General features: G+C 35.2%; 21 protein-coding genes. All 21 read left to right on the top strand.

Features of this window, described 5'->3' with window-relative positions:
* The first annotated feature begins 85 nt into the window (after positions 1-85).
* The 21 genes from nagA to MKY69_RS08200 all read left to right on the top strand — a co-directional run bounded on the left by nagA (position 86) and on the right by MKY69_RS08200 (position 23,052).
* The gene (nagA, locus tag MKY69_RS08295; RefSeq protein ID WP_340791412.1) at positions 86-1,234 is read left to right on the top strand and encodes an N-acetylglucosamine-6-phosphate deacetylase; all 1,149 of its coding nucleotides are present in this window, start codon (positions 86-88) and stop codon (positions 1,232-1,234) included.
* 83 nt (positions 1,235-1,317) lie between these two features.
* A complete protein-coding gene (locus tag MKY69_RS08290; RefSeq protein ID WP_003107530.1) occupies positions 1,318-2,157 on the top strand; it encodes an aldo/keto reductase in 840 nt (279 codons plus the stop codon).
* A 118-nt stretch (positions 2,158-2,275) separates the two neighbouring features.
* Positions 2,276-2,803, top strand: coding sequence for an isoprenylcysteine carboxyl methyltransferase family protein (locus MKY69_RS08285; RefSeq protein WP_340791410.1), 528 nt, complete (start codon positions 2,276-2,278; stop codon positions 2,801-2,803).
* Positions 2,804-3,140: 337 nt separating this feature from the next.
* Entirely contained in the window at positions 3,141-4,058 is a 918-nt protein-coding gene (gene glyQ / locus MKY69_RS08280; RefSeq protein WP_003103911.1) for a glycine--tRNA ligase subunit alpha, read from the top strand.
* Complete coding sequence (glyS, locus tag MKY69_RS08275) at positions 4,058-6,097, top strand: glycine--tRNA ligase subunit beta (protein WP_003107526.1); 2,040 nt, start codon at positions 4,058-4,060, stop codon at positions 6,095-6,097. The genes glyQ and glyS overlap by 1 nt, the downstream gene beginning before the upstream one ends.
* A gap of 19 nt (positions 6,098-6,116) precedes the next feature.
* Positions 6,117-6,374, top strand: coding sequence for a DUF896 family protein (locus tag MKY69_RS08270; RefSeq protein WP_003107525.1), 258 nt, complete (start codon positions 6,117-6,119; stop codon positions 6,372-6,374).
* A gap of 124 nt (positions 6,375-6,498) precedes the next feature.
* Positions 6,499-6,732: a hypothetical protein gene (locus MKY69_RS08265; RefSeq protein ID WP_003108103.1), complete on the top strand. Its 234-nt coding sequence runs from the start codon at positions 6,499-6,501 to the stop codon at positions 6,730-6,732.
* Positions 6,729-6,836 (top strand): PepSY domain-containing protein, encoded by a 108-nt coding sequence (locus MKY69_RS10580; RefSeq protein ID WP_080610139.1) that lies wholly within the window; start codon positions 6,729-6,731, stop codon positions 6,834-6,836. Before MKY69_RS08265 ends, MKY69_RS10580 begins: the two co-directional genes overlap by 4 nt.
* 282 nt (positions 6,837-7,118) lie before the next feature.
* A complete protein-coding gene (locus tag MKY69_RS08260; RefSeq protein ID WP_002360751.1) occupies positions 7,119-8,078 on the top strand; it encodes an IS30-like element IS1062 family transposase in 960 nt (319 codons plus the stop codon).
* A 194-nt stretch (positions 8,079-8,272) separates the two neighbouring features.
* Positions 8,273-9,784, top strand: coding sequence for a glycerol kinase GlpK (gene glpK, locus MKY69_RS08255; RefSeq protein WP_003105149.1), 1,512 nt, complete (start codon positions 8,273-8,275; stop codon positions 9,782-9,784).
* A 13-nt stretch (positions 9,785-9,797) separates the two neighbouring features.
* Positions 9,798-11,627: a type 1 glycerol-3-phosphate oxidase gene (gene glpO, locus MKY69_RS08250; protein ID WP_003108104.1), complete on the top strand. Its 1,830-nt coding sequence runs from the start codon at positions 9,798-9,800 to the stop codon at positions 11,625-11,627.
* 12 nt (positions 11,628-11,639) lie between these two features.
* Positions 11,640-12,341, top strand: coding sequence for an MIP/aquaporin family protein (locus tag MKY69_RS08245; protein WP_003102570.1), 702 nt, complete (start codon positions 11,640-11,642; stop codon positions 12,339-12,341).
* A 72-nt stretch (positions 12,342-12,413) separates the two neighbouring features.
* Positions 12,414-13,742 carry an FAD-dependent oxidoreductase gene (locus MKY69_RS08240; RefSeq protein ID WP_099567485.1) on the top strand — a complete coding sequence of 443 codons (1,329 nt, stop codon included), beginning with the start codon at positions 12,414-12,416 and terminating at the stop codon, positions 13,740-13,742.
* The gene (locus tag MKY69_RS08235) at positions 13,739-15,202 is read left to right on the top strand and encodes a helix-turn-helix domain-containing protein (protein WP_099567486.1); all 1,464 of its coding nucleotides are present in this window, start codon (positions 13,739-13,741) and stop codon (positions 15,200-15,202) included. The genes MKY69_RS08240 and MKY69_RS08235 overlap by 4 nt, the downstream gene beginning before the upstream one ends.
* Before the next feature lie 114 nt (positions 15,203-15,316).
* The gene (gene fsa, locus MKY69_RS08230; protein ID WP_003103969.1) at positions 15,317-15,961 is read left to right on the top strand and encodes a fructose-6-phosphate aldolase; all 645 of its coding nucleotides are present in this window, start codon (positions 15,317-15,319) and stop codon (positions 15,959-15,961) included.
* 179 nt (positions 15,962-16,140) lie between these two features.
* Positions 16,141-18,126, top strand: coding sequence for a transketolase (gene tkt, locus MKY69_RS08225; protein WP_003107519.1), 1,986 nt, complete (start codon positions 16,141-16,143; stop codon positions 18,124-18,126).
* A gap of 145 nt (positions 18,127-18,271) precedes the next feature.
* The gene (locus MKY69_RS08220; protein ID WP_003105120.1) at positions 18,272-18,520 is read left to right on the top strand and encodes a bacteriocin immunity protein; all 249 of its coding nucleotides are present in this window, start codon (positions 18,272-18,274) and stop codon (positions 18,518-18,520) included.
* Between the two features lie 44 nt (positions 18,521-18,564).
* Entirely contained in the window at positions 18,565-19,299 is a 735-nt protein-coding gene (locus MKY69_RS08215; RefSeq protein ID WP_003106114.1) for an ABC transporter ATP-binding protein, read from the top strand.
* A 2-nt stretch (positions 19,300-19,301) separates the two neighbouring features.
* A complete protein-coding gene (locus tag MKY69_RS08210; protein WP_340791396.1) occupies positions 19,302-20,933 on the top strand; it encodes an ABC transporter permease in 1,632 nt (543 codons plus the stop codon).
* Positions 20,934-20,988: 55 nt separating this feature from the next.
* Positions 20,989-21,792 carry a glutamate 5-kinase gene (gene proB / locus MKY69_RS08205; RefSeq protein ID WP_340791394.1) on the top strand — a complete coding sequence of 268 codons (804 nt, stop codon included), beginning with the start codon at positions 20,989-20,991 and terminating at the stop codon, positions 21,790-21,792.
* A gap of 9 nt (positions 21,793-21,801) precedes the next feature.
* The gene (locus tag MKY69_RS08200) at positions 21,802-23,052 is read left to right on the top strand and encodes a glutamate-5-semialdehyde dehydrogenase (protein WP_340791392.1); all 1,251 of its coding nucleotides are present in this window, start codon (positions 21,802-21,804) and stop codon (positions 23,050-23,052) included.
* Positions 23,053-23,115 lie beyond the last annotated feature (63 nt).

Below are 23,115 nucleotides of genomic sequence, written 5' to 3'. Positions count from 1 at the left end.
TAATAAAAATTAATATTTGAATCGGTATATACCATTTACAAATTTTTAGAATAGGCGTATAATGTAGAAAAAGGGAGGACTTACGATGACAAGCTATATTAAAGCAGATTGTTTTTACTACTCAGATCATAGAAAAGATAAAGGTTATTTAGAAATTACAGATGAGAAATTTGGACAATGGCATGAATCTGTTGATTCATCGGTAGAAATTCTTGATTATACAGGATATCAAATTGCTCCAGGGTTAGTTGATACCCATATTCATGGTTTTGCTGGAGCAGATGTGATGGATAATTCTGCCGAAGGTATCCATAAAATGAGTGAGGGATTATTATCGACAGGAGTGACATCATTCTTGCCGACAACCTTAACTTCTGATTTCGAACAGTTGAAAAAGGTTTCCGAAACAATTGCTTCTGTAGCGGACTCTGTAAAAGGTGCTAAGATTCAAGGGATATACTTTGAAGGACCTTATTTTACAGAAGAATATAAAGGGGCACAAAACCCAATTTATATGAAAAATCCAAGATTAGAAGAATTTGCACAATGGCAAGAAGCTGCACATGGATTAATTAAGAAAATTGCTCTTGCTCCTGAACGTGAAGGAGTTGAAGAGTTTGTTTCGACAGTTACCAAAGAAGGTGTCACAGTTGCACTAGGACACTCAAATGCAACCTACAAAGAAGCACAAGCAGCGGTTCAGGCAGGTGCTAGTGTCTGGGTCCATGCCTATAATGGTATGCGTGGTTTAAACCATCGTGAACCAGGAATGGTTGGAGCGATGTATAATATTGAAGGAACCTTTGCTGAACTAATTTGTGATGGGCACCATGTTAATCCAGTTGCCTGTGATATTCTAATGCAACAAAAAGGCTACGAAAAAGTTGCTATGATTACCGACTGTATGCGAGCAGGTGGTGCAGCAGATGGAGATTACATGCTCGGCGAATTTCCAGTTATCGTTGAAAACGGAACAGCTCGTTTGAAAGATAATGGCAGTTTAGCTGGATCTATTCTTAAATTGAAAGATGGTATCAAAAACGTAGTTGAATGGGGCATTGCAAATGCGGAACAAGCTATTCACATGTCTTCTTATGTACCAGCTAAATCCGTCGGAATCGACGATGTCTGTGGTCAGATTAAAGAAGGATATGCGGCTGACTTTATCGTTTTAGATCAAGAATTAGAATTAAAAGCTACCTTTTTAGATGGAAAAAAGGTATATCAAGCATAAAAACTGAGTCGACGACTCAGTTTTTTTTGAGGAGTTATTATTAAAATTATGATACAATATTTCTAAAATAAGGAGGCTATTCTATGGTTAAAACTTTAAAAATGAACAATGGTTTGGAAATCCCATTATTAGGATTTGGAACCTTTAAAGCAGCAGATGGTGAAGAAGCTTACCAATCAACTTTGGCTGCTATCAAAGCTGGCTATCGTCATATTGATACAGCTGCTGTTTATAAAAACGAGGTTAGTGTCGGTAAAGCAATTAAAGATAGTGGTATCCCTCGTGAAGAATTATTTGTTACTACTAAACTTTGGAATGACTCACATTCTTATGATAAAGCTAAAGAAGCCTTAGCTGCTTCACTTGAACGTCTAGGACTGGATTACGTCGATTTATACTTGGTTCACTGGCCTAATCCTAAAGCATACCGTGATAATTGGAAAGAAGCTAATGCCCAAGCATGGTCATATATGGAAGAAGCTGTTGATGCTGGCTTAGTAAAAACCATAGGCGTCAGTAACTTCTTAGTTCATCATTTAGAAGCTTTAGCTGAAACCGCTAAAATTGCCCCCGCTGTTAACCAAATTCGCTTAGCACCAGGATGTTATCAAACTGAAGTAGTTGATTATTGTAAAGAACATAACATTATCCTTGAAGCATGGGGTCCACTAGGACAAGGTGACATTTTTACAAATGAGGAAATGCAAGCCTTAGCAGAAAAATATGGTAAAACAGTAGCGCAATTAGCTCTTGCATGGTCAGTTTACCAAGGATTTTTACCACTTCCAAAATCAGTTCATGAAGATCGAATTAAAGAAAATATGGATTTCTTTGATATTGAATTAAGTGAAGAAGATGCTGAAACAATTAAAAATCTTGATGGAATGACTGAAATTCCTGATCCTGATACAAAAGATTTTTAAGTAAGACTAAATCAAAAAGTTCAGTTTTTTAACTGGGCTTTTTATTATTGATTTGACTTAGTTGCTAACTTTTTAATATACTCGTCAAAGTAATGATGACTTAAAGGAGTTTTGAAAAGTGGTATTGTTTATTGTTCTTTGCTTATTTGTAATCAGATTATATTTTTTAAAAATATCGATTGCTAATGAAAAAGCTATTAAGGCAGCAGGTGGAAGAGAATTTGGGATCAAGAATTCACAATTTATTACTTTGCTACATATAATGATTTATTTTTTTGCTAGCTTAGAAGCCTATTTAAAAATGATTAAGCTAGACAATCAGGGGATAATTGGAATGGTCCTAATAACATTTTCCATATTTGTCTTGTACAAGGTTACACAACTCTTATCTGGTATTTGGACAGTAAAACTAATGATAGTTTCAAATCACAAATTTGTCGATCACTGGTTATTCCGTTATATTAAGCATCCAAATTATTTTTTAAATATTTGTCCGGAACTGATTGGGCTTGTCTTACTTTGTCATACCCAAATCACTGCCATGCTACTGTTTCCATTCTATACCATTGCTCTAACAATTAGGATAATCGAAGAAAATAGATTGATTGACGAAGTCATTAAACCGAACGGCTACATTAGCAAATAATTCTCAGCTGGACTCTAGTAGCAATAGACAAGCAAACGGAATTATGCTACAATGATTTACAAGAAAGAAGTAAATTATTAAGGTTTCTTAAGCGAGTCTAGAGGTGGTGGAAGCTAGATGAATATGATAATTTGATGGCACTTTCTATTACAATTAAACAAATTAATGAAGTGAAAAACTAGGGTGGAACCGCGTATCAACGCCCCTATACCAGTAATGGTATAGGAGTTGGTGTGGTTGCATCCTTTTCTGATACCAAAATTTCCTTTAATGAGATAGACTATAGTTGTTGATATAGTATTATCTGTTAGTAAGACACATTAGAAAGCAGGCAAAAATGAGTAACAAACTAACCTTTCAAGAGATTATTTTAACCTTGCAACAATATTGGAATGACAAAGGTTGTATGCTGATGCAAGCATATGATAATGAAAAAGGGGCTGGGACAATGAGTCCATATACATTCCTTCGTGCAATTGGTCCTGAACCCTGGAATGCTGCCTATGTTGAACCAAGTCGGCGTCCAGCAGATGGTCGTTATGGTGAAAACCCAAATAGACTTTATCAACATCATCAATTCCAAGTTGTTATGAAACCTTCACCATCAAACATTCAAGAGCTCTATTTAGAATCACTTGAAAAACTTGGTATTAATCCTCTTGAACATGACATTCGTTTTGTTGAAGATAACTGGGAAAATCCTTCAACCGGTTCAGCAGGACTTGGCTGGGAAGTTTGGTTAGATGGGATGGAAATTACACAATTTACTTACTTTCAACAAGTTGGTGGATTGGCAACTAGTCCTGTGACTTCAGAAGTTACATATGGTTTAGAAAGATTAGCTTCTTATATTCAAGAGGTTGATTCAGTTTATGATATTGAGTGGGCACCAGGTGTAAAATATGGCGAAATTTTCTTGCAACCTGAATATGAACACTCAAAATATTCCTTTGAAATTTCTGATCAAGCAATGCTTTTAGAAAACTTTGAAAAATTTGAAAAAGAAGCAGGACGTGCCCTTGAAGAAGGACTAGTTCACCCAGCTTATGATTATGTGTTGAAATGTTCTCATACTTTTAACTTACTTGATGCTCGCGGTGCCGTTTCAGTTACTGAACGTGCAGGTTACATTGCAAGAATCAGGAACTTAGCTCGTATTGTTGCTAAAACATTTGTTGCTGAACGTAAGAAATTAGGTTTCCCATTATTGGATGAAGCGAGTCGTGCTGACTTGCTTAAAGAGGAGGCAGAATAATGACAAAAAATTTATTAGTAGAATTAGGATTAGAAGAACTGCCAGCGTATGTTGTTAGTTCAAGTGAAAAACAATTTGGTGAAAAAATGGCTGCTTTCTTAACAGAAAACAGATTAACATTTGAAACTATTCAAACATTTTCTACTCCTCGACGATTAGCTGTACGAGTAACCGGTCTTGCTGATAAACAGTCAGACTTAACAGAAGATTTCAAAGGACCTTCAAAGAAAATTGCTTTGGATGCTGAAGGTGATTATTCAAAAGCTGCCCAAGGGTTTGTTCGTGGAAAAGGTCTAACTACAGATGACATTGAGTTCCGTGAAATTAAGGGCGAAGAATATGTATATGTGACAAAGCATGAAGAAGGAAAAGCTACAGAAGAAGTTTTACAGGGAATTCCGCAAGTACTAGCAAGTTTATCATTCCCTGTATCAATGCACTGGGCTTCAAATAGTTTTGAGTATATTCGTCCGGTACATACATTAACTGTATTATTGGATGATCAAGCTCTTGATATGAACTTTTTAGATATTTCATCTGGCCGTGTATCACGTGGTCACCGCTTCTTAGGAGAAGAAACAACCATTGCCTCAGCAAATTCTTATGAACAAGATCTTGCGCGTGTATATGTCATTGCTGATGCTAGAGAACGTCAAGAAATGATTGTTCACCAAATTCATGAATTAGAAATTAAATTTAATGTCAAAGTTGATATTGATGAAGATTTATTGAATGAAGTACTAAATTTGGTTGAGTTTCCAACTGCATTTATGGGAAGCTTCGATTCAAAATACTTAGAAGTTCCAGAAGAAGTACTTGTCACTTCAATGAAAAACCATCAACGGTACTTTGTAGTCCGTGATCAATTTGGTAAGTTATTACCAAACTTTATTTCAGTCAGAAATGGTAATGACCAACATATTGAGAATGTCATTAAAGGAAATGAAAAAGTACTTGTTGCTCGTCTAGAAGATGGTGAATTTTTCTGGCGTGAGGACCAAAAATTACAGATTGAAGATTTGGTTAATAAACTTGATCAAGTGACATTCCATGAAAAAATTGGTTCATTGAGAGATCATATGAAGCGGACAGGTGTGATTGCAGACTCTCTTGCCCAAGAATTAGATTTGTCAAGTCAAGATAGTCAAGTACTTGCTCGTGCTAGTCAAATTTATAAGTTTGACTTATTAACTGGTATGGTTGGTGAGTTTGATGAGTTACAAGGTTTAATGGGTGAAAAGTATGCCCTACTTGCTGGTGAAAACCCAGAGGTTGCGCAAGCTATCCGTGAACACTACTTACCAAATTCAGCTGAAGGTGAACTACCTGAAAGCAAAGCAGGTGCTGTCCTTGCCTTAGCTGATAAATTAGATACACTTTTATCATTCTTCTCAGTTGGACTTATTCCAAGTGGATCAAACGACCCATATGCTCTTCGCCGTGCGACACAAGGGATTGTTCGTATCCTTGATGCTTTTCACTGGAATATTCCATTAGACCAATTAATTGCTAATTGCTACAATCTTCCATTTGACAGCTTAAGCTATGACAATCAAAGTCAAGTCATGGATTTTATCTCTGCACGGATTGAAAAGATGATGGGCGCAGCCATTCCAAAAGACATCAAAGAAGCCGTCCTCGCAAGCACTATCTTCCAAGTTCCACAAATGCTCGAAACAGCTCAAGCACTAGTTGAAGCTTCTAAGGGTTCTACATATAAATCAGCTGTTGAAAACTTGTCTCGTGCCTTTAACCTGGCTGAAAAAGCTGAAGAGCAAGTTGTCGTTGATTCATCGCTATTGGAAAATGATCAAGAAAAAGCATTATATCAAGCCGTGAATTCACTAGATCTACATGGCAATGCTAGTGAGAAAATTAATCAATTGTTTGCCTTAAATGACTATATTGTAAACTTCTTTGATAGCACAATGGTTATGTCAGATAATGCTCAACTTAAAGCCAATCGTCTAGCCTTATTAGTAAGTTTGGTTGAGAAAGCCAAGAGTGTCGCAAGCTTTAATAAACTCAATACAAAATAGTAGAAGGAAGGTAATGTTGATGGATCCTAAAAAAATCGAACGCATCAATGAGTTAGCCAGAAAGAAAAAAATAGAAGGCTTAACTGGTCCAGAAAAAGTCGAACAGGCAGAACTTAGACAAGAATATATCGAAGGATACCGTCGTTCAGTCCGTCACCACATTGAAGGTATCAAAGTGGTTGATGAAGAAGGCAATGATGTAACTCCTGAAAAATTAAAACAGGTTCAACGGGAGAAAGGACTCCATGGTCGCTCATTAGATAATCCTGAGTCATAACATTAGAGAAACTAGGTTAAATCCTAGTTTTTTATTTTTAATAGCCCCTAATCTCTAATGCTTTTCTTAGATTAATGATTAATATTTTAGTATATTGAAATAAATAAGAGAACGAAGGTATCGTATGGTGAGAAAAAAATATATACTCCTAGCAATGACTTCCTTATCACTCTTAAGTATAGGTGCTTGTCAAAGTACCAATTCAAAAAGTGCTAATGGAAATGAACAGCCTAAGCAAACCAGTCAAAAAGAAATTTCAGAGAAGAAGGCTAAAAAGATTGTATTTGATGAGGCTAAAGTTAAAGACGTAGACTCAAAAAATGTAACTGTCAAAAAGATAAAGACGATGATAAAATAGTCTATGAAGTCGAATTTGAAAATGGTAAGGATGAGTACAGTTATAGCATTGATATTTATTCAGGCAAGATTATTGACCATTCAAAAGAAGCTATTAATGAATAATTAATCCTTATAGGCAGAAATAAAAAGTGAAGACAAGGTAACTTGTCTTCGCTTATTTACTTTCATCAGGTGAATTTGTCCTAGACTGGAGCCAAGGTAATTTTAAGTTTTGTGAAAAGTCAGAGAAGTTTAACATTATGACGATTAATGAATATTATTAATGACAACTATATCTAGCAAATATGATAACGCCGATTGTAAAATTAAGCTAGACAAATAAAAAAGTCATTTGTGCTACACTCAAGATAGTTCCCGCAAAAGAATTATAAGGAGTGAAGACAAATGACCTATACCCATCTTACATCAAATGAACTTGCAATGATAGAGGCGTATTATAATAATCATCAATCTGTAGCTAAAACCGCAGTACTATTGAATAGATCTAGACAAACGATTCATAAAGTTTACCAATTTTTCAAAACAGGGCACAATGCTCTAGATTATTTCAATCAATACAAGAAGAATAAAACTCGCTGTGGCAGACGTCCTATTGTCTTATCAGATGAACAAACAGAATATATTCAAAAGAGGGTTGTTCAAGGTTGGACACCTGATGTGATTGTTGGCCGTGCAGAGTTTTCTATTTCTTGTTCTATGCGTACACTTTATCGTATGTTTAAACAAGGCGTATTTGAAGTGACTCACCTACCTATGAAAGGAAAACGTAAAGCCAACGGACACAAAGAAACTCGGGGAAAACAATCTTTTCGTCGATCACTTCGTGACAGAGGAAATGATTATTCTAAATTCAATCAAGAATTTGGCCACCTTGAAGGGGATACTATTGTGGGTAAAAAGCACAAAAGTGCTGTTATTACCCTCGTTGAGCGATTATCTAAAGTAATCATCACTCTTCAGCCAGAAGGCAGACGAGCTATAGATATTGAAAATCGTTTGAACCAATGGATGCAATCTGTACCTAAGCATCTATTCAAATCAATGACTTTTGATTGTGGAAAGGAATTTTCAAATTGGAAATCAATCAGTAATATAAATGATATTGATATCTATTTTGCAGATCCTGGTACACCATCACAAAGAGGGTTAAATGAAAACTCTAATGGTTTATTACGTAAAGATGGTTTACCAAAGCAAATGGATTTCAACGAAGTTGATGAATCTTTTATCCAATCTATTGCATCGAAAAGAAATAATATCCCTCGAAAATCATTAAACTATAAAACACCAATAGAAGTATTCTTGAGTCACATATGCAAAGAGGAATTGTCTAACTTAATTTGACAATTAATATAATCAAAAGAAATTGCTTTTGATTGTGATATGCTAATTTCAACAAAATGAGCATTCTGATAACATTTTCGAACTTTTTATCACGAATTTTCCATCTTTATTAATATTTTGATAATACTTTTATATAAAATTCAGTTATAATAGAATCATCAAAAAGAAAACGCTTACTTTGGAGGTTAAATTTCATGACAGAAGAAAAGTACATTATGGCCATCGACCAGGGAACTACTAGCTCAAGAGCTATTATTTTCAACAAAAAAGGCGAGAAAATTGCTAGTAGCCAAAAAGAGTTTCCTCAAATCTTTCCACAAGCAGGATGGGTAGAACACAATGCTAACCAAATTTGGAATTCTGTTCAATCTGTTATTGCAGGTGCTTTTATTGAATCAAGTATCAAACCTGGACAAATTGAAGCAATCGGAATTACCAATCAACGTGAAACAACAGTTGTTTGGGACAAGGCAACAGGACTTCCGATTTACAATGCTATTGTTTGGCAATCTCGACAAACAGCGCCAATCGCAGATCAATTAAAACAAGATGGTCATATTGACTTAATTCATGAAAAAACAGGTTTGGTCATCGATGCGTACTTTTCAGCAACAAAGATTAGATGGATTCTAGACCATGTACCCGGGGCGCAAGAACGTGCTGAAAAAGGTGAACTATTATTTGGTACTATTGACACTTGGTTGGTTTGGAAATTAACTGACGGTGCGGTTCATGTAACAGATTATTCTAATGCAGCTCGTACTATGCTTTATAATATCAAAGATTTATCGTGGGATGATGAGATTCTTTCTATTTTAAATATTCCTAAAGCAATGTTGCCAGAAGTTAAATCAAATTCAGAAATATATGGGAAAACAGCTCCTTTCCATTTTTATGGTGGAGAAATACCAATTTCGGGTATGGCTGGGGATCAGCAAGCTGCTTTATTTGGACAATTAGCATTTGAACCAGGGATGGTTAAAAACACATACGGAACTGGTTCTTTCATTATTATGAATACCGGTGAAGAGATGCAATTATCTGAAAATAATCTCTTAACAACAATTGGTTACGGTATTAATGGTAAAGTTTATTATGCATTGGAAGGTTCAATCTTTATTGCGGGAAGTGCAATTCAATGGTTACGTGATGGATTACGTATGATTGAAACCTCACCTGAGTCAGAAGAATTAGCCAAATTATCAAAAAGTGATGATGAGATTTATGTAGTTCCAGCATTTACTGGGCTCGGTGCACCATATTGGGATTCCAATGCACGTGGTTCGGTCTTTGGCTTGACACGTGGTACCACAAAAGAGGACTTTGTCAAGGCAACACTGCAATCTATTGCCTATCAAGTCCGTGATGTTATTGATACTATGCAAGATGAATCTGGAATTGATATTCCTCAACTTCGTGTTGATGGGGGTGCTGCAATGAATGATTTACTAATGCAGTTCCAAGCTGATATTCTCGGAATCGATATTGCTAGAGCAAAAAATTTAGAAACAACAGCTCTCGGTGCAGCCTTCCTAGCAGGATTGGCGGTAGGTTATTGGGAAGATTTAGATTCTCTGAAAGAATTAAATGCGACTGGTAAGCTCTTCAAATCAAGTATGAATGAATCAAGAAAAGAAAAGTTATACAAGGGATGGAAGAAAGCAGTTAAAGCAACACAATTATTTGCTACAGACGAGGATGAATAATTAGGAGGAAAGAATGGAATTTTCACGAGAAACAAGACAATTAGCACTTCAAAAGATGCAAGAACGCTCCTTAGATTTACTAATCATTGGAGGGGGGATTACAGGAGCAGGTGTGGCTTTACAAGCTGCAGCAAGCGGTTTAGACACTGGACTCATTGAAATGCAAGATTTTGCTGAGGGAACTTCAAGTCGATCTACTAAATTAGTTCATGGTGGTTTACGATACCTCAAGCAATTTGATGTTGAAGTCGTGTCTGATACGGTATCAGAACGTGCCGTTGTTCAACAGATTGCTCCTCATATTCCTAAACCAGATCCAATGTTATTGCCAGTCTATGATGAACCTGGTAGTACATTTAGTATGTTTCGACTTAAAGTGGCTATGGACCTATATGATTTGTTAGCTGGTGTGACCAATACTCCACAAGCGAACAAGGTCTTGTCTAAAGAGGAAGTATTGAAACGCCAACCTGATTTACAATCAGAAAATCTTTTGGGTGGTGGTGTTTACCTTGATTTTAGAAACAATGACTCTCGACTTGTCATTGAAAATATTAAACGTGCAAATCGTGATGGCGCTTTAATTGCTAGCCATGTTAAAGCAGAAGATTTCATTAGTAATGATAATGGTAAAATTACTGGTATTATTGCTCGGGACTTACTTTCTGGAGAAGAAATTCAGATTAATGCGAAAGTTGTGATAAATACAACTGGTCCTTGGAGTGATACAGTAAGAAACTTTTCAAGAACTGAAGATCCAATTCAACAAATGCGTCCTACAAAAGGAGTACATTTAGTTGTAGACCGTCAAAAATTAGATGTATCACAACCTGTCTATATTGATACTGGACTTAATGACGGACGTATGGTCTTTGTTCTTCCAAGAGAAGAAAAAACCTATTTTGGAACTACGGATACTGACTATACAGGTGATTTAGAAAATCCAACTGTTACTCAAGAAGATGTTGACTACTTGCTTGAAATTGTCAACAGAAGATTCCCTGAAGCTCAGCTTTCACTTGACGATATCGAAAGCTCATGGGCTGGTTTACGACCATTATTATCTGGTAATAGTGCGTCTGATTATAATGGTGGTAATAGTGGCAAACTAACTGATGATAGCTTTGATAATCTTATTGAGAAAGTTCAAGAGTATGTTGAGCACAAAACAAATCGTGAAGCTGTCGAAAAAGCCATTCATTCAGTTGAAACGAGCTCATCAGAAAAAGAATTAGATCCTTCAGCTGTATCAAGGGGCTCAAGCTTTGAACGTGATGATAATGGTCTATTTACGTTAGCCGGTGGTAAAATAACTGATTATCGTAAAATGGCAGAAGGAGCTCTAAAAACAATAATAGATGTGCTCAAAACTGAACATAATCGTCAGTTTAAACTAATTAATTCTACCACTTATCCTGTTTCTGGTGGTGAGATTAATCCTGCAAATGTTGATTCTGAGATAGAAGCGTATGCTCAATTAGGAACTCTAAGCGGTTTGACTATGGAAGAAGCACGTTATATCGCAAATCTTTACGGCTCAAATGCCCCTAAAGTATACGCTTTAACACGTAAAATTAAAGCTGCGGAAGGGTTATCATTAGCTGAAACAATTTCACTCCACTATGCAATGGATTACGAAATGGCCTTATCGCCAACTGATTATTTACTAAGAAGAACAAATTACATTCTATTTATGCGTGATAAACTTGAAGCAGTTATTTCGCCAGTCATTAATGAAATGGCAAAGCATTACCAATGGACTGAACAAGAAAGAGAAGAGCAAGAAAAAGAATTACGTGAGACATTGTCAGCAAATGACTTGTCAGGACTAAAAGGAAAATAGGAGATTGATTTAATGGATGTATTTGGAGAGTTTTTAGGAACGGCATTGCTTATTTTATTAGGTAATGGTGTTGTTGCAGGTGTTGTTTTACCTAAAACAAAAAATAATAATTCAGGATGGATTGTTATTACGATTGGCTGGGGTATTGCAGTTGCAGTAGCTGCATTCATTTCAGGAAGAATAGCACCAGCACACTTGAACCCAGCAGTAAGTATTGGTTTTGCACTCAATCATACTATTACATGGGGAACAGCGATGGTTTATACACTTGCTCAAATTTTAGGTGCAATTGTTGGTCAATTATTCGTTTATTTACAATTCAAGCCTCATTATGAGATTACAGAAGAAGCCGCTGACATTCTGGGAACATTTGCAACAGGACCCGCTTTAAGAGATACAACATCTAATCTATTGAGTGAAATTTTTGGAACATTTGTTTTAATGTTAGGAATATTATCAATTGGTACATATAAAATGCCTCCAGGATTAGGAACATTAAGTGTTGGTATTTTAATCGTTGGGATTGGTGTTTCACTTGGTGGAACGACAGGTTATGCGATTAATCCAGCCAGGGACTTAGGACCACGACTTGTACATGCTATTTTACCTATAAAAAATAAAGGAAATTCCGACTGGTCATATTCTTGGGTTCCAATTGTTGGCCCAGTTATCGGAGCAGTCTTGGCTGTATTACTCTTTCAAGCGATTAGTTAATCACTAAGCTATTAAGCTCAATCTTTGGTTGAGCTTTTAGTGCTTTTTGAAAAATAATTATATAATAAATATATGAAAAAAATACATATCATTGGTGCTTCATTTGCCGGTATGGCATGTGCAAGGAAGCTAGCAACATTATTGCCAAATTATCTTATTGTTATCATTGATAAGGAAGAGCAATCAGAGTACATCCCAAATGGCTTGAATGAGCTATTGCAACAAAAAATAAAACATCTGTCAGAATCTACATGGGATGATGGTTCAACAACTTTGCTCAATATAGTTAGAATCACTGCAGAAGTTATCCGTATCCATACAGATAACAAATATCTCCAATTACGCACTCCTGATGGCCAAGAAAAAATGGAAACTTACCAAACTTTAGTTTGTGCAATGGGAGCAACTGCCAAATCTAATTACATAAAAGGAAGCCACATAGAAGGCGTAATGACGACCAAGTCATTTACTGACTCCAAGCAATGTTTAGAATTGATTGAACAAAAGCAAAGTATAACAATTATTGGTGCTGGAATAATTGGCTTGGAATTAGCTTATAGTTTAGATTTAGCTGGTAAAGATGTTACAATCCTTGAAGCAACTGATGATATTAATTTTAGTCAGCTTGATAAAGAGATGATTGTACCCATACTTGAAAATATAAAAAAAAGTTCAGTTAAGATTAAAACGAATGCGAGAGTCAATGAAATTCAAAAAAGTGATGATTCTTTAACTGTCATTACGGATACTTATCAAGAATTTACATCTGATATGGTAATATTGGCCGTTAATTTTAGACCTAATAGTGAGTTATTGGAAGAACATCAGTTATGTCACTTTGATAGAACTGTAAAAGTAAATGACCAGTTTCAAACCCCAATCAAGGATATTTATGCAATAGGTGATTTAATTGCATTAAATTTAACAACAATCAATGGGCCTTATTACAATCCTTTAATTAACAAAGCAATCAAAACAGGTGAAAAATTAGCTTATCATTTAGCAGGTATAAGGATTCCCAAAATTGAGATTACTAAAGTTATGGGCTCCTATTACTTTGGTTATTATGTTTCAAGTGTTGGTTTAACAGAAGAAGAAGGCAGTTTATACCATGATCTAGTTAGTCTTATTTATAAAACAGAAATAAAAAATCAAGATAATTCTACTATTTGGATAAAATTAATAGCACAAAAAGAGTCAGGTATCCTTATGGGGGCGCAGATTATTTCAAGAGAAAATCATTTTCTTTTAACAAATCAACTTTCCCAAGCTCTACAGCACAAATTAAAGGACGTGGAATTAGCTTTTCAGGATTTTATCTATTCAAGTGGTAAAACGACATTAGCTTATACATTACATCAAGCAATGTTGGCTCTTTTTGAAAAAAGGAGCCTAAAATGAAAATTGAACAGTTAATGAACAAAGAAAGGAATGCTCAGTATCAGCTGCTAAAATTGTTATATGATTCAGAAGAAGCTATTCAGCTGAAAGATAGCTTAGTCGCAATGAATCTTTCCAGAGTGACACTTCTGAAGTATATTGAGCATATCAATGATCTCTTTGAAAATAAAGCTATTAATTGTCGTTTATTACTGACTGATGATTGCATCAAATTAAAAGAAGACTATCATTTTACATGGTCGGACCTTATTTCAATCTTGTTAGAAGATTCAATTCCCTATCAGATGTTGCGATATTTTTGTTGTCATGAAACGTTTCATGTTACAAAACTCTCGCAGGAACTAATGATTAGTGAAGCAACTTTTAATAGACAACTAGCATTGATTAATACCTTATTGGTAGAGTTTGATATTTCAATTACACAAGGCAAACAACAAGGTAGTGAATTGCAATGGCGTTATTTTTTCTATAAATTGCTGAGCATAAGCCTGAGCCAGTCTGAGAAAAAAAGTTTCATGCATGTTATTAATCATAGTCATTTGAAGAATCTAGCAGAAAAATTGACTGGTCATCCTCTGGATACTACCCAGGTAGAAGATTTGACCTTATGGTTAGCCATATCCCGTCATCGATTCTTTTTTGAAAAAGAGAAACGGATTGCAAAAACTGATTTAGCTAATTATTTTCAAGAAAATGTATTTTATTTACGATTAGAAAGATTAATGATTCGTTATCTGAGTCGATTTGCAATTGAATTCGATCGTTTTGAATCACAATGTTTAATCATATTTTTACACACTCATACCGTCCTACCCATTCCCTCGATGGAGTACATTTTGGGATTTGGGGGACCAATTTCAGATAAAATTTCAGAAGCTCTTTGGATATTAAGGAAAGCCAAAATTATTGGTGAAAAAACAAAAGAAGAAGTCATCTATGGCTTAAGTCATTTTTTTTCTCACCTTCATTTTTTAAAGGGGACAATTGTTTCGAATTCAAAAAATAGTGAGTCTTTAAAACAATTGCTTTCACAAGAAGATCGAATGAAAATCGATCTAGTCATGCCCCACCTTTTTGGTCTGGTTGATTATAACGCTCGCTTACATACTGAAACATTAAATGAATTGGAATTCGAATTAGTTGAATTGTTAATTTTTTCAATTGAAAAACATCAAAAACCATTAAAAATTGGCCTTGATATTGGAAAAAATCCTGTTAAAATTGAGCTTATTAAATTGACACTAAAAAAGTTCTTAGACAATAATCTTAATTATCAATTTTATTCAGTTGATGGGCAGGACACCTATGATTGTATTATTTCTTATGGGAATCATAAAACAAGTAGATTATCTTCCTATTTTCACCTGAAGTCATATACTTCACGTCACGAATTAAAAGAGATGGAGGAATTTTTAGCAAGTAAATTAAAAGAAAAAAATGAACTGGAAAGTTATCTTTAACAAAAAAGTCTAAAGTTGAACACAGAATGGTGTAAGACTTGGACTTTTACTGTATTAGATAACAGTTATATAATAAAAATAGAAAAAGTACATAATCAAAAATTGGAGGAAATGATGAAATTTTTCTTAGATACAGCAAATGTTGAAGCAATCAAAGCTATTAATGAACTTGGTCTTGTAGATGGTGTAACAACTAATCCAACCATCATCTCAAAAGAAGGAAGAGATTTTGAAACAGTTATTAAAGAAATCTGTGAGATTGTCGATGGCCCAATTTCAGCTGAAGTCACTGGTTTAAAAGCAAAGGAAATGGTTGAAGAAGCTCGTGTTCTTGCAAAATGGCATAAAAATGTCGTTGTCAAAATACCAATGACAACAGAAGGTTTGAAAGCAACTAATATTCTTTCTAAAGAAGGAATCAAAACTAATGTTACTTTAGTCTTCACTGTCTCACAAGGTTTAATGGCTATGAAAGCAGGTGCGACCTATATTAGCCCATTTGTTGGTCGCTTGGAAGATATTGGATCAGACCCATATCAATTGATTGAAGAATTAAGAGAAATTATTGATCTATATGGTTTCGATACAGAAATTATTGCAGCAAGTATTAGAAATGCCGCACATGTTGAGTCAGTAGCTAAGTTAGGTGCACATATTGCCACTATACCAGAAAACATTTTTGAAAAGATGACCAAACATCCTTTGACAACAAATGGTATTGCTCAATTTATGAAAGACTGGGAATCCTTCAAAAAATAATTCTTAGAAACCTAGCAGTCACAGATTGGCTAGGTTTCAAGTTATTACCAAGAAATTACTAAATTTCTAAATAATATCGGACACAATCCTGATTTATGACGAAAACTTAAATGAAATATGATACAATAGTTGAAGGAAATTAAACTATTTGATGCAAAACAGAAAGGTTTTTTAAGATTATGACATTCGATGCAGTTGACCAGTTGGCAGTAAATACTGTCCGCACACTTTCAATGGATGCGATTCAAAAAGCAAACTCAGGCCACCCCGGATTACCAATGGGAGCAGCACCAATGGCCTATGTTCTTTGGAACAATTTTATGAACGTAAACCCAAAAACAAGTCGTAACTGGACAAACAGAGACCGCTTTATTCTATCTGCTGGTCATGGATCAGCAATGCTATACAGCTTATTGCATCTTGCAGGCTACAATCTAACTATTGATGATTTAAAAAGCTTCCGCCAATGGGGCTCTAAAACACCAGGTCACCCTGAGGTAAACCACACAGATGGCGTGGAAGCAACAACTGGTCCTCTAGGACAAGGGATTGCTAACGCAGTTGGTATGGCAATGGCTGAAGCACATCTAGCGGCAAAATATAACAAACCAGGATTTGATATTGTTGATCATTATACTTTTGCCTTAAATGGTGATGGTGACCTTATGGAAGGTGTCAGCCAAGAAGCAGCAAGTCTTGCTGGACATTTGAAACTTGGTAAATTGGTTATGTTATATGATTCAAATGACATTTCACTAGATGGACCAACATCAAAAGCCTTTACTGAAGATGTCAAAGGCCGTTTTGAAGCATACGGATGGCAACATATCCTTGTCAAAGATGGTAATGATTTAGAAGCTATCGAGCAAGCCATCACAGAAGCAAAAGCGGAAACAGAAAAACCAACAATCATTGAAGTTAAAACAATCATTGGTTTTGGCTCAGAAAAACAAGGCACATCTGCAGTCCATGGTGCACCACTTGGCGCAGAAGGCATTAAATTTACTAAAAATGCTTATAAATGGACTTACGAAGACTTCTTTGTACCAGAAGAAGTTAAAGCACGTTTTGCGGAAGGCTTACAAATCCGTGGTGAAAAAGCTGAGAATGCTTGGAATGAACTATTCACTAAATATGAAGCTGAATATCCAGAACTTGCTAAAGCATACAAAGAAGCCTTTTCTAAAGAAGCGGTTTCTGTAGAATTAGCTGCGCATGAAATGGGAACTTCAAAAGCGAGTCGTGTGTCAAGCCAAGAAGCTATCCAACAAATTTCTGAACAAGTCGCATCATTCTGGGGCGGTTCAGCTGACCTTTCTGCTTCAAATAACACAATGGTTAAAGTTGAAACAGACTTCCAACCTGGTCAATTTGAAGGACGTAACATCTGGTTTGGTGTTCGTGAATTTGCCATGGCAGCAGCCATGAATGGGATTGCCCTTCATGGTGGAACACGTGTTTACGGTGGAACATTCTTTGTCTTTTCAAACTATCTCTTACCAGCAGTCCGTATGGCAGCACTCCAAAGCTTACCAACGATGTATGTCATGACGCATGACTCAATTGCAGTTGGTGAAGACGGACCTACACATGAACCAATCGAACAATTGGCAAGTGTGCGTTCTATGCCAAACTTGAACGTTATCCGTCCTGCAGATGGTAACGAAACAAATGCCGCATGGAAACGTGCTTTAGCAGAAACTGAAAAACCAACTATGTTAGTACTTACTCGTCAAAACTTACCAGTTTTGGAAGGGACAAAAGAATTAGCAGAAGAAGGATTAAACAAAGGTGCTTATATCTTATCAGAAGCTAAAGACGAAATTGATGGTATCATTATTGCGACTGGTTCTGAAGTGAAGTTAGCTCTTGATACTCAAGAAGCATTAGCTAAAGAAGATATTTATGTTCGTGTTGTCTCAATGCCATCACAAAATATCTTTGACGAGCAATCTGCCGAATATAAAGAAGAAGTGCTTCCTTCAAATATCACAAAGCGTTTAGCTATTGAAGCTGCATCAAGCTTTGGTTGGGCTAAGTATGTTGGATTACAAGGTACATTATTAACAATTGATACTTGGGGCGCATCAGCGCCAGGAGATCGTATCTTTGAAGAATATGGATTCACTGTTGATAATGCTCTTAACTTGTATAAATCTCTATAATCAAGCAATTAATAAATAAAAAGGCTGGAAAACCAGTCTTTTTTGGTTGCTTCCAACTATTAAGAATTATTGACAAAAGATAGAAAAAAGCATATGATGAGTTTATAGAGTTGTATTAAGTTAAAGATACAAAAATGGAGATGTTATGGAAAAAGCAAGACAGGATATCTACAAACAAATTACTTTAGCATTTAATAACCCAGATACTAGAAATAATTCTCAACTTTCAAGTTACTTACTTGCAGCCTCTAATGAGTTGATTAAAAATAAAAATCCCATTTTAGTTGCTCAACAATTAAATTATCAAGTTGACCATTATTTAGCTTTGAATGATTTGCAATTACCAGATTCCTTTGTAGCATTGAAAAAACTATTAAGTAGGTTTAGTGATTAACAATCTTTAATTGAAAAGAAAGATATAGAGAGTGAAAAGTAAAGATGATTGAATTTAAACATGTATCCAAGATTTATGATCAGAAGGAAGCATTAAGTGATTTGAACTTAACCATTAATAATGGCGAAATATTTGGTTTAATTGGCCATAATGGAGCTGGTAAGACAACAACTTTAAGTATTCTAACTTCTATTATTGAAGCATCTTATGGTGAAGTTTTAGTTAATGGACAAGTGCTAAATGAAAATCGTGATGTTATTAAAAAACAGATTGGCTATGTTCCTGATTCACCGGATGTTTTCTTAAATTTAACTGCAAGTGAATATTGGCATTTCTTAGCTAAAATTTATGGCGTTACCCCACAGAATACTGAGATGCGAATTGACCAATTAAGTCAATTATTTGATATGCAAAAGGAACTTAATAACACAATAGATAGTTTTTCCCATGGGATGCGACAAAAGACAATTGTTATCGGAGCACTAATTTCGAATCCAGCAATTTGGGTTTTAGATGAACCATTGACTGGTCTTGATCCGCAGGCTGCTTTTGATTTAAAGGCGATGATGAGGGAACATGCTGATTCTGGCAATATAGTCCTGTTTTCAACTCATGTTTTATCTGTGGCAGAGCAACTTTGTGATCGAATAGCTATCTTGAAACAGGGGAGAATGATTTTCCTAGGTACTATGGATCAACTAAAAGAAAACTATCCGGATAAGGACTTAGAGACAATTTATCTTGAGTTAGCAGGACGTCATGCTAAAGGGGAGGACTGATTATGAATTGGTCTACAATCTGGGAGTTAGTTAAAATCAATTTACTTTATTCCAGTCCGCAAACAATAGCTGCCATTAAAAAGAAACAAGAAAAAAATCCACAACGCCATTATGTGGCTTATAAAGAAACACTAAAGCAACAAGCAATGATGGTTCTAATGTTTTTATTTGTTTATATTTTCATGTTTCTGGGGATAGATTTTAATAAGTATCCTGGATACTTTTCTTTCTATATTGCCCTCTTTTTCATTATGGCAACCATTACCTCCTTTACAGCTCTCTATACGATTTTTTATGAGAGTAATGATTTGAAACTGTATGTGCACATGCCTATCAAATCATCAGAAATATATATGGCAAAGACTATTTCTTCACTCGGGATGGGCTCTATGTTTTTAATGCCTCTCTTATCCCTCTTTATAATTGCTTATTGGCAAATTTTAGGAAATGCTTTGGCTATTCCAATAGCACTGATTGTTTTTCTGATTATGCTAATTAGTTCAATAGTCTTATCTCTCTACATTAATTCTTGGGTTGGTAAAATTATCCTTAGATCTTCAAAGCGGAAATTAATTTCGACTATCCTAATGTCATTGTCTGCTGTAGGATCAATTGGCTTGATTATTTTTTTGAATATCACAAATAATAATAGAATAAATCAGAATAAGTTGTTAGATAGAAGTCAGATTCCATTTTTCTCAGGCTATTATCATGTGATTTCATCACCATTTTCTAGCCAAGCTTTACTTAATTTTTGGCTTCCCCTTCTAATTTTCGTCATAATGACTATTGGAATTGTGAAAAATATTATGCCACGTTATTTCCAAGAAGCCTTGTATAGTGCGCCTAAAGTAAATGATTCTACTAAGAAGAAAGTTGTAAAAAGAAATTATTCAGGTGAAAGTTTGAAACAAGTGATGATTAGGCATCATCTTGGCTCTATACAAAATGCAGTTCTGATTACACAAACTTACATTATGCCCTTTATATTTATTGTTTCATTGGCCGTACCCTTATTACGTAGTGGTACAAATCTCAGCCATTTCTTAAGTCCTTCTTATTTTGGTCTTGCTTTTATTGCTGGTCTTATGCTAGCCGTTATGGGTACAGGACCAGCCACCTTTTTAGGAGTAGGAATTTCATTAGAAAAGGAAAACTTTACTTTCATCAAGGCTTTGCCATTTAATATGAAAAATTTTATACTGCAAAAATTCACTGTCTTATATTTGGCACAAGTAAGTGTACCGATTCTTTTCTATTTGATATTAAGCTTATTTGTTCTAAAATTGAATATTTTTATTACTCTAATGTTTGCTCTTGGCTATATGATTCAAGCTTGGATTCAAGGTCAGTTCATGTTTAAGAGAGACTACGATAATCTGAATTTACACTGGCAAGACATCTCTCAACTATTCACCAGAGGTAACAGTCAATGGTTAATGATGGGAATAATGATGGGTGCAATGATTTTTGGTAGTGCATTAATTGGTTTAATGATTTTCCTATCTTTCTATTTAAAACAAGCTTTGATAATCAATTTGACTTTCTTTATCATTTCTGTCAGTATCTTGAGTATTAGTCAATTTATTATCAAGGTGAAATTTTGGGATAAGTTATATACTATTAAAGAATAAGAGAATATAATCAGAAAATCAGTCTCAAAGACTGATTTTTTGTTATAATCAAATTATGAAGAAACGAAATTTTGAATCTGTAAAACGGATTGTTATTAAAATCGGGACAAGTTCCCTAGTCCAAAGTAGTGGAAAAATAAATTTAGAAAAAATTGATCAATTAGCCTTTGTTATTTCAAGTTTGGTTAATAAAGGAAAAGAAGTTATCTTAGTCTCATCCGGAGCAATGGGTTTTGGACTCGATATCTTAAAGATGGACAAGCGTCCTAGCGATTTAGCACAACAACAGGCAGTATCAAGTGTTGGACAAGTGGCGATGATGAGTTTATATTCTCAAATTTTTTCACACTATCAAACTAACGTCTCGCAAATATTATTAACGCAAGATGTGGTAGTCTTTCCTGAAAGTTTATTAAATGTAACTAATGCTTTTGAATCATTAATATCAATGGGAATTGTACCAATTGTCAACGAGAATGATGCTGTTAGTGTGGATGAAATGGACCATGCCACAAAATTTGGTGATAATGATCGACTATCAGCAATTGTTGCAAAAATTACAAATGCTGATTTACTAATCATGTTGTCGGATATTGATGGCTTGTTTGATAAAAATCCTACTATTTTCGATGATGCCATTCTTCGAAGTCAAGTTAATGAGATTACAGATGAAATTATTTCTCAAGCTGGTGGGGCTGGTAGCAAGTTCGGAACTGGGGGTATGTTGAGCAAAATTCAATCAGCTCAAATTATTTTCGAAAATAATGGTCAAATGGTACTAATGAATGGTGCAAATCCAAGAGATATATTAAATGCCTTAGAAGGTCAATTGATTGGAACTTGGTTTATTAAAAGTTAGGAGTAATGTATGACACTTATTGAAACACTTGGCAAACAAGCTAAAGAAGCAAGTAAACAACTATTAAGAGTTTCAAGTCAAACAAAGAATCATTTTTTACTTGAACTAGCAACTTCGATAGAAGCTGAAAGCACATCAATACTTGAAGCAAATAAAATGGATATGGAAAAAGCGAAAGAGCATGGCATTTCCGAAATAATGCTCGACCGACTTTTACTCACAGAAGACCGACTTTTGGCCATGTGTCAAGGGCTACAACAAGTTGCTGATCTAACTGATCCCATTGGGCAAGTGATTAAAGGTTATACAAATGTTGATGGTCTGAAGATTGTTCAAAAACGTGTTCCACTTGGCGTTATTGCTATGATTTTTGAGAGTCGTCCAAATGTTACTATTGATGCCTTCAGTTTAGCTTTTAAAACTAACAATGCTATTATTTTAAGGGGTGGCAGGGATGCTCTAAATTCTAATATGGCTTTAGTTAGTGTGGTAAAAAAAGCACTAAAATCATCCGGTCTTCCTGAACATGCCATTCAATTACTTGAAGACCCTTCACATGCTTTAGCAGAGGAATTAATGAAAGCAACTGACTATATCGATGTGTTAATTCCGCGTGGTGGTGCACGGTTAATACAGACAGTTAAGGACAAGGCAAAAGTTCCAGTCATAGAAACTGGGGTTGGGAATGTCCATATATATATCGATCAATCTGCGGATCTTGATATGGCGACAGAAATTGTTATAAATGCTAAGACGCAAAGACCTAGTGTTTGTAATGCAGCTGAAGGATTAGTCATTCATGAGTCCATAGCTGAAAAATTTATCGCGCAATTAGAAACAGAAATTGTTAAGGTCCATTCTGTTGAGTTTCGTGTCGATCAAAAAGCCCTCTCCTTATTTAAAAATGCAAAACTGGCTAAAGAGGAAGACTATGCTAGTGAATTTCTAGATTATATTATGTCAGTTAAAATCGTTTCATCTTTAGATGAAGCTATTGACTGGATTAATCATTACAGTAGTCATCATTCTGAGTCAATTATTACTAAGGATTTGGAATCAGCCGAGCAGTTCCAAGAATTCGTTGATGCTGCAGTTGTCTATGTCAATGCATCGACTCGCTTTACTGACGGTTTTGTATTTGGCTTAGGGGCTGAAATTGGAATATCTACCCAAAAAATGCATGCCAGAGGTCCCATGGGTCTTGAGGCACTGACAAGTAGTAAGTATTATATTAATGGCAATGGTCAAACCAGAGAATAAAAAATAGAACTGTATAGTCTAGCGCTTACAGTTTTTCTTTTTGTTTTCTTAATAACTAAAATG

The sequence above is a fragment of the Streptococcus sp. FSL R7-0212 genome (genome assembly GCF_038007985.1).
GTDB classification, from domain to species: Bacteria; Bacillota; Bacilli; order Lactobacillales; family Streptococcaceae; genus Streptococcus; species Streptococcus parauberis.
This window is presented reverse-complemented; position numbering and strand designations above follow the sequence as displayed.

Excerpts from the sequence above, each read along its gene's own strand:
- nagA (WP_340791412.1), top strand. The coding sequence starts at position 86 with ATGACAAGCTATATTAAAGCAGATTGTTTTTACTACTCAGATCATAGA.
- MKY69_RS08290 (WP_003107530.1), top strand. The coding sequence starts at position 1,318 with ATGGTTAAAACTTTAAAAATGAACAATGGTTTGGAAATCCCATTATTA.
- glyQ (WP_003103911.1), top strand. The coding sequence starts at position 3,141 with ATGAGTAACAAACTAACCTTTCAAGAGATTATTTTAACCTTGCAACAA.
- glyS (WP_003107526.1), top strand. The coding sequence starts at position 4,058 with ATGACAAAAAATTTATTAGTAGAATTAGGATTAGAAGAACTGCCAGCG.
- MKY69_RS08270 (WP_003107525.1), top strand. The coding sequence starts at position 6,117 with ATGGATCCTAAAAAAATCGAACGCATCAATGAGTTAGCCAGAAAGAAA.
- MKY69_RS08265 (WP_003108103.1), top strand. The coding sequence starts at position 6,499 with ATGGTGAGAAAAAAATATATACTCCTAGCAATGACTTCCTTATCACTC.
- MKY69_RS08260 (WP_002360751.1), top strand. The coding sequence starts at position 7,119 with ATGACCTATACCCATCTTACATCAAATGAACTTGCAATGATAGAGGCG.
- glpK (WP_003105149.1), top strand. The coding sequence starts at position 8,273 with ATGACAGAAGAAAAGTACATTATGGCCATCGACCAGGGAACTACTAGC.
- glpO (WP_003108104.1), top strand. The coding sequence starts at position 9,798 with ATGGAATTTTCACGAGAAACAAGACAATTAGCACTTCAAAAGATGCAA.
- MKY69_RS08245 (WP_003102570.1), top strand. The coding sequence starts at position 11,640 with ATGGATGTATTTGGAGAGTTTTTAGGAACGGCATTGCTTATTTTATTA.
- MKY69_RS08240 (WP_099567485.1), top strand. The coding sequence starts at position 12,414 with ATGAAAAAAATACATATCATTGGTGCTTCATTTGCCGGTATGGCATGT.
- MKY69_RS08235 (WP_099567486.1), top strand. The coding sequence starts at position 13,739 with ATGAAAATTGAACAGTTAATGAACAAAGAAAGGAATGCTCAGTATCAG.
- fsa (WP_003103969.1), top strand. The coding sequence starts at position 15,317 with ATGAAATTTTTCTTAGATACAGCAAATGTTGAAGCAATCAAAGCTATT.
- tkt (WP_003107519.1), top strand. The coding sequence starts at position 16,141 with ATGACATTCGATGCAGTTGACCAGTTGGCAGTAAATACTGTCCGCACA.
- MKY69_RS08220 (WP_003105120.1), top strand. The coding sequence starts at position 18,272 with ATGGAAAAAGCAAGACAGGATATCTACAAACAAATTACTTTAGCATTT.
- MKY69_RS08215 (WP_003106114.1), top strand. The coding sequence starts at position 18,565 with ATGATTGAATTTAAACATGTATCCAAGATTTATGATCAGAAGGAAGCA.
- MKY69_RS08210 (WP_340791396.1), top strand. The coding sequence starts at position 19,302 with ATGAATTGGTCTACAATCTGGGAGTTAGTTAAAATCAATTTACTTTAT.
- proB (WP_340791394.1), top strand. The coding sequence starts at position 20,989 with ATGAAGAAACGAAATTTTGAATCTGTAAAACGGATTGTTATTAAAATC.
- MKY69_RS08200 (WP_340791392.1), top strand. The coding sequence starts at position 21,802 with ATGACACTTATTGAAACACTTGGCAAACAAGCTAAAGAAGCAAGTAAA.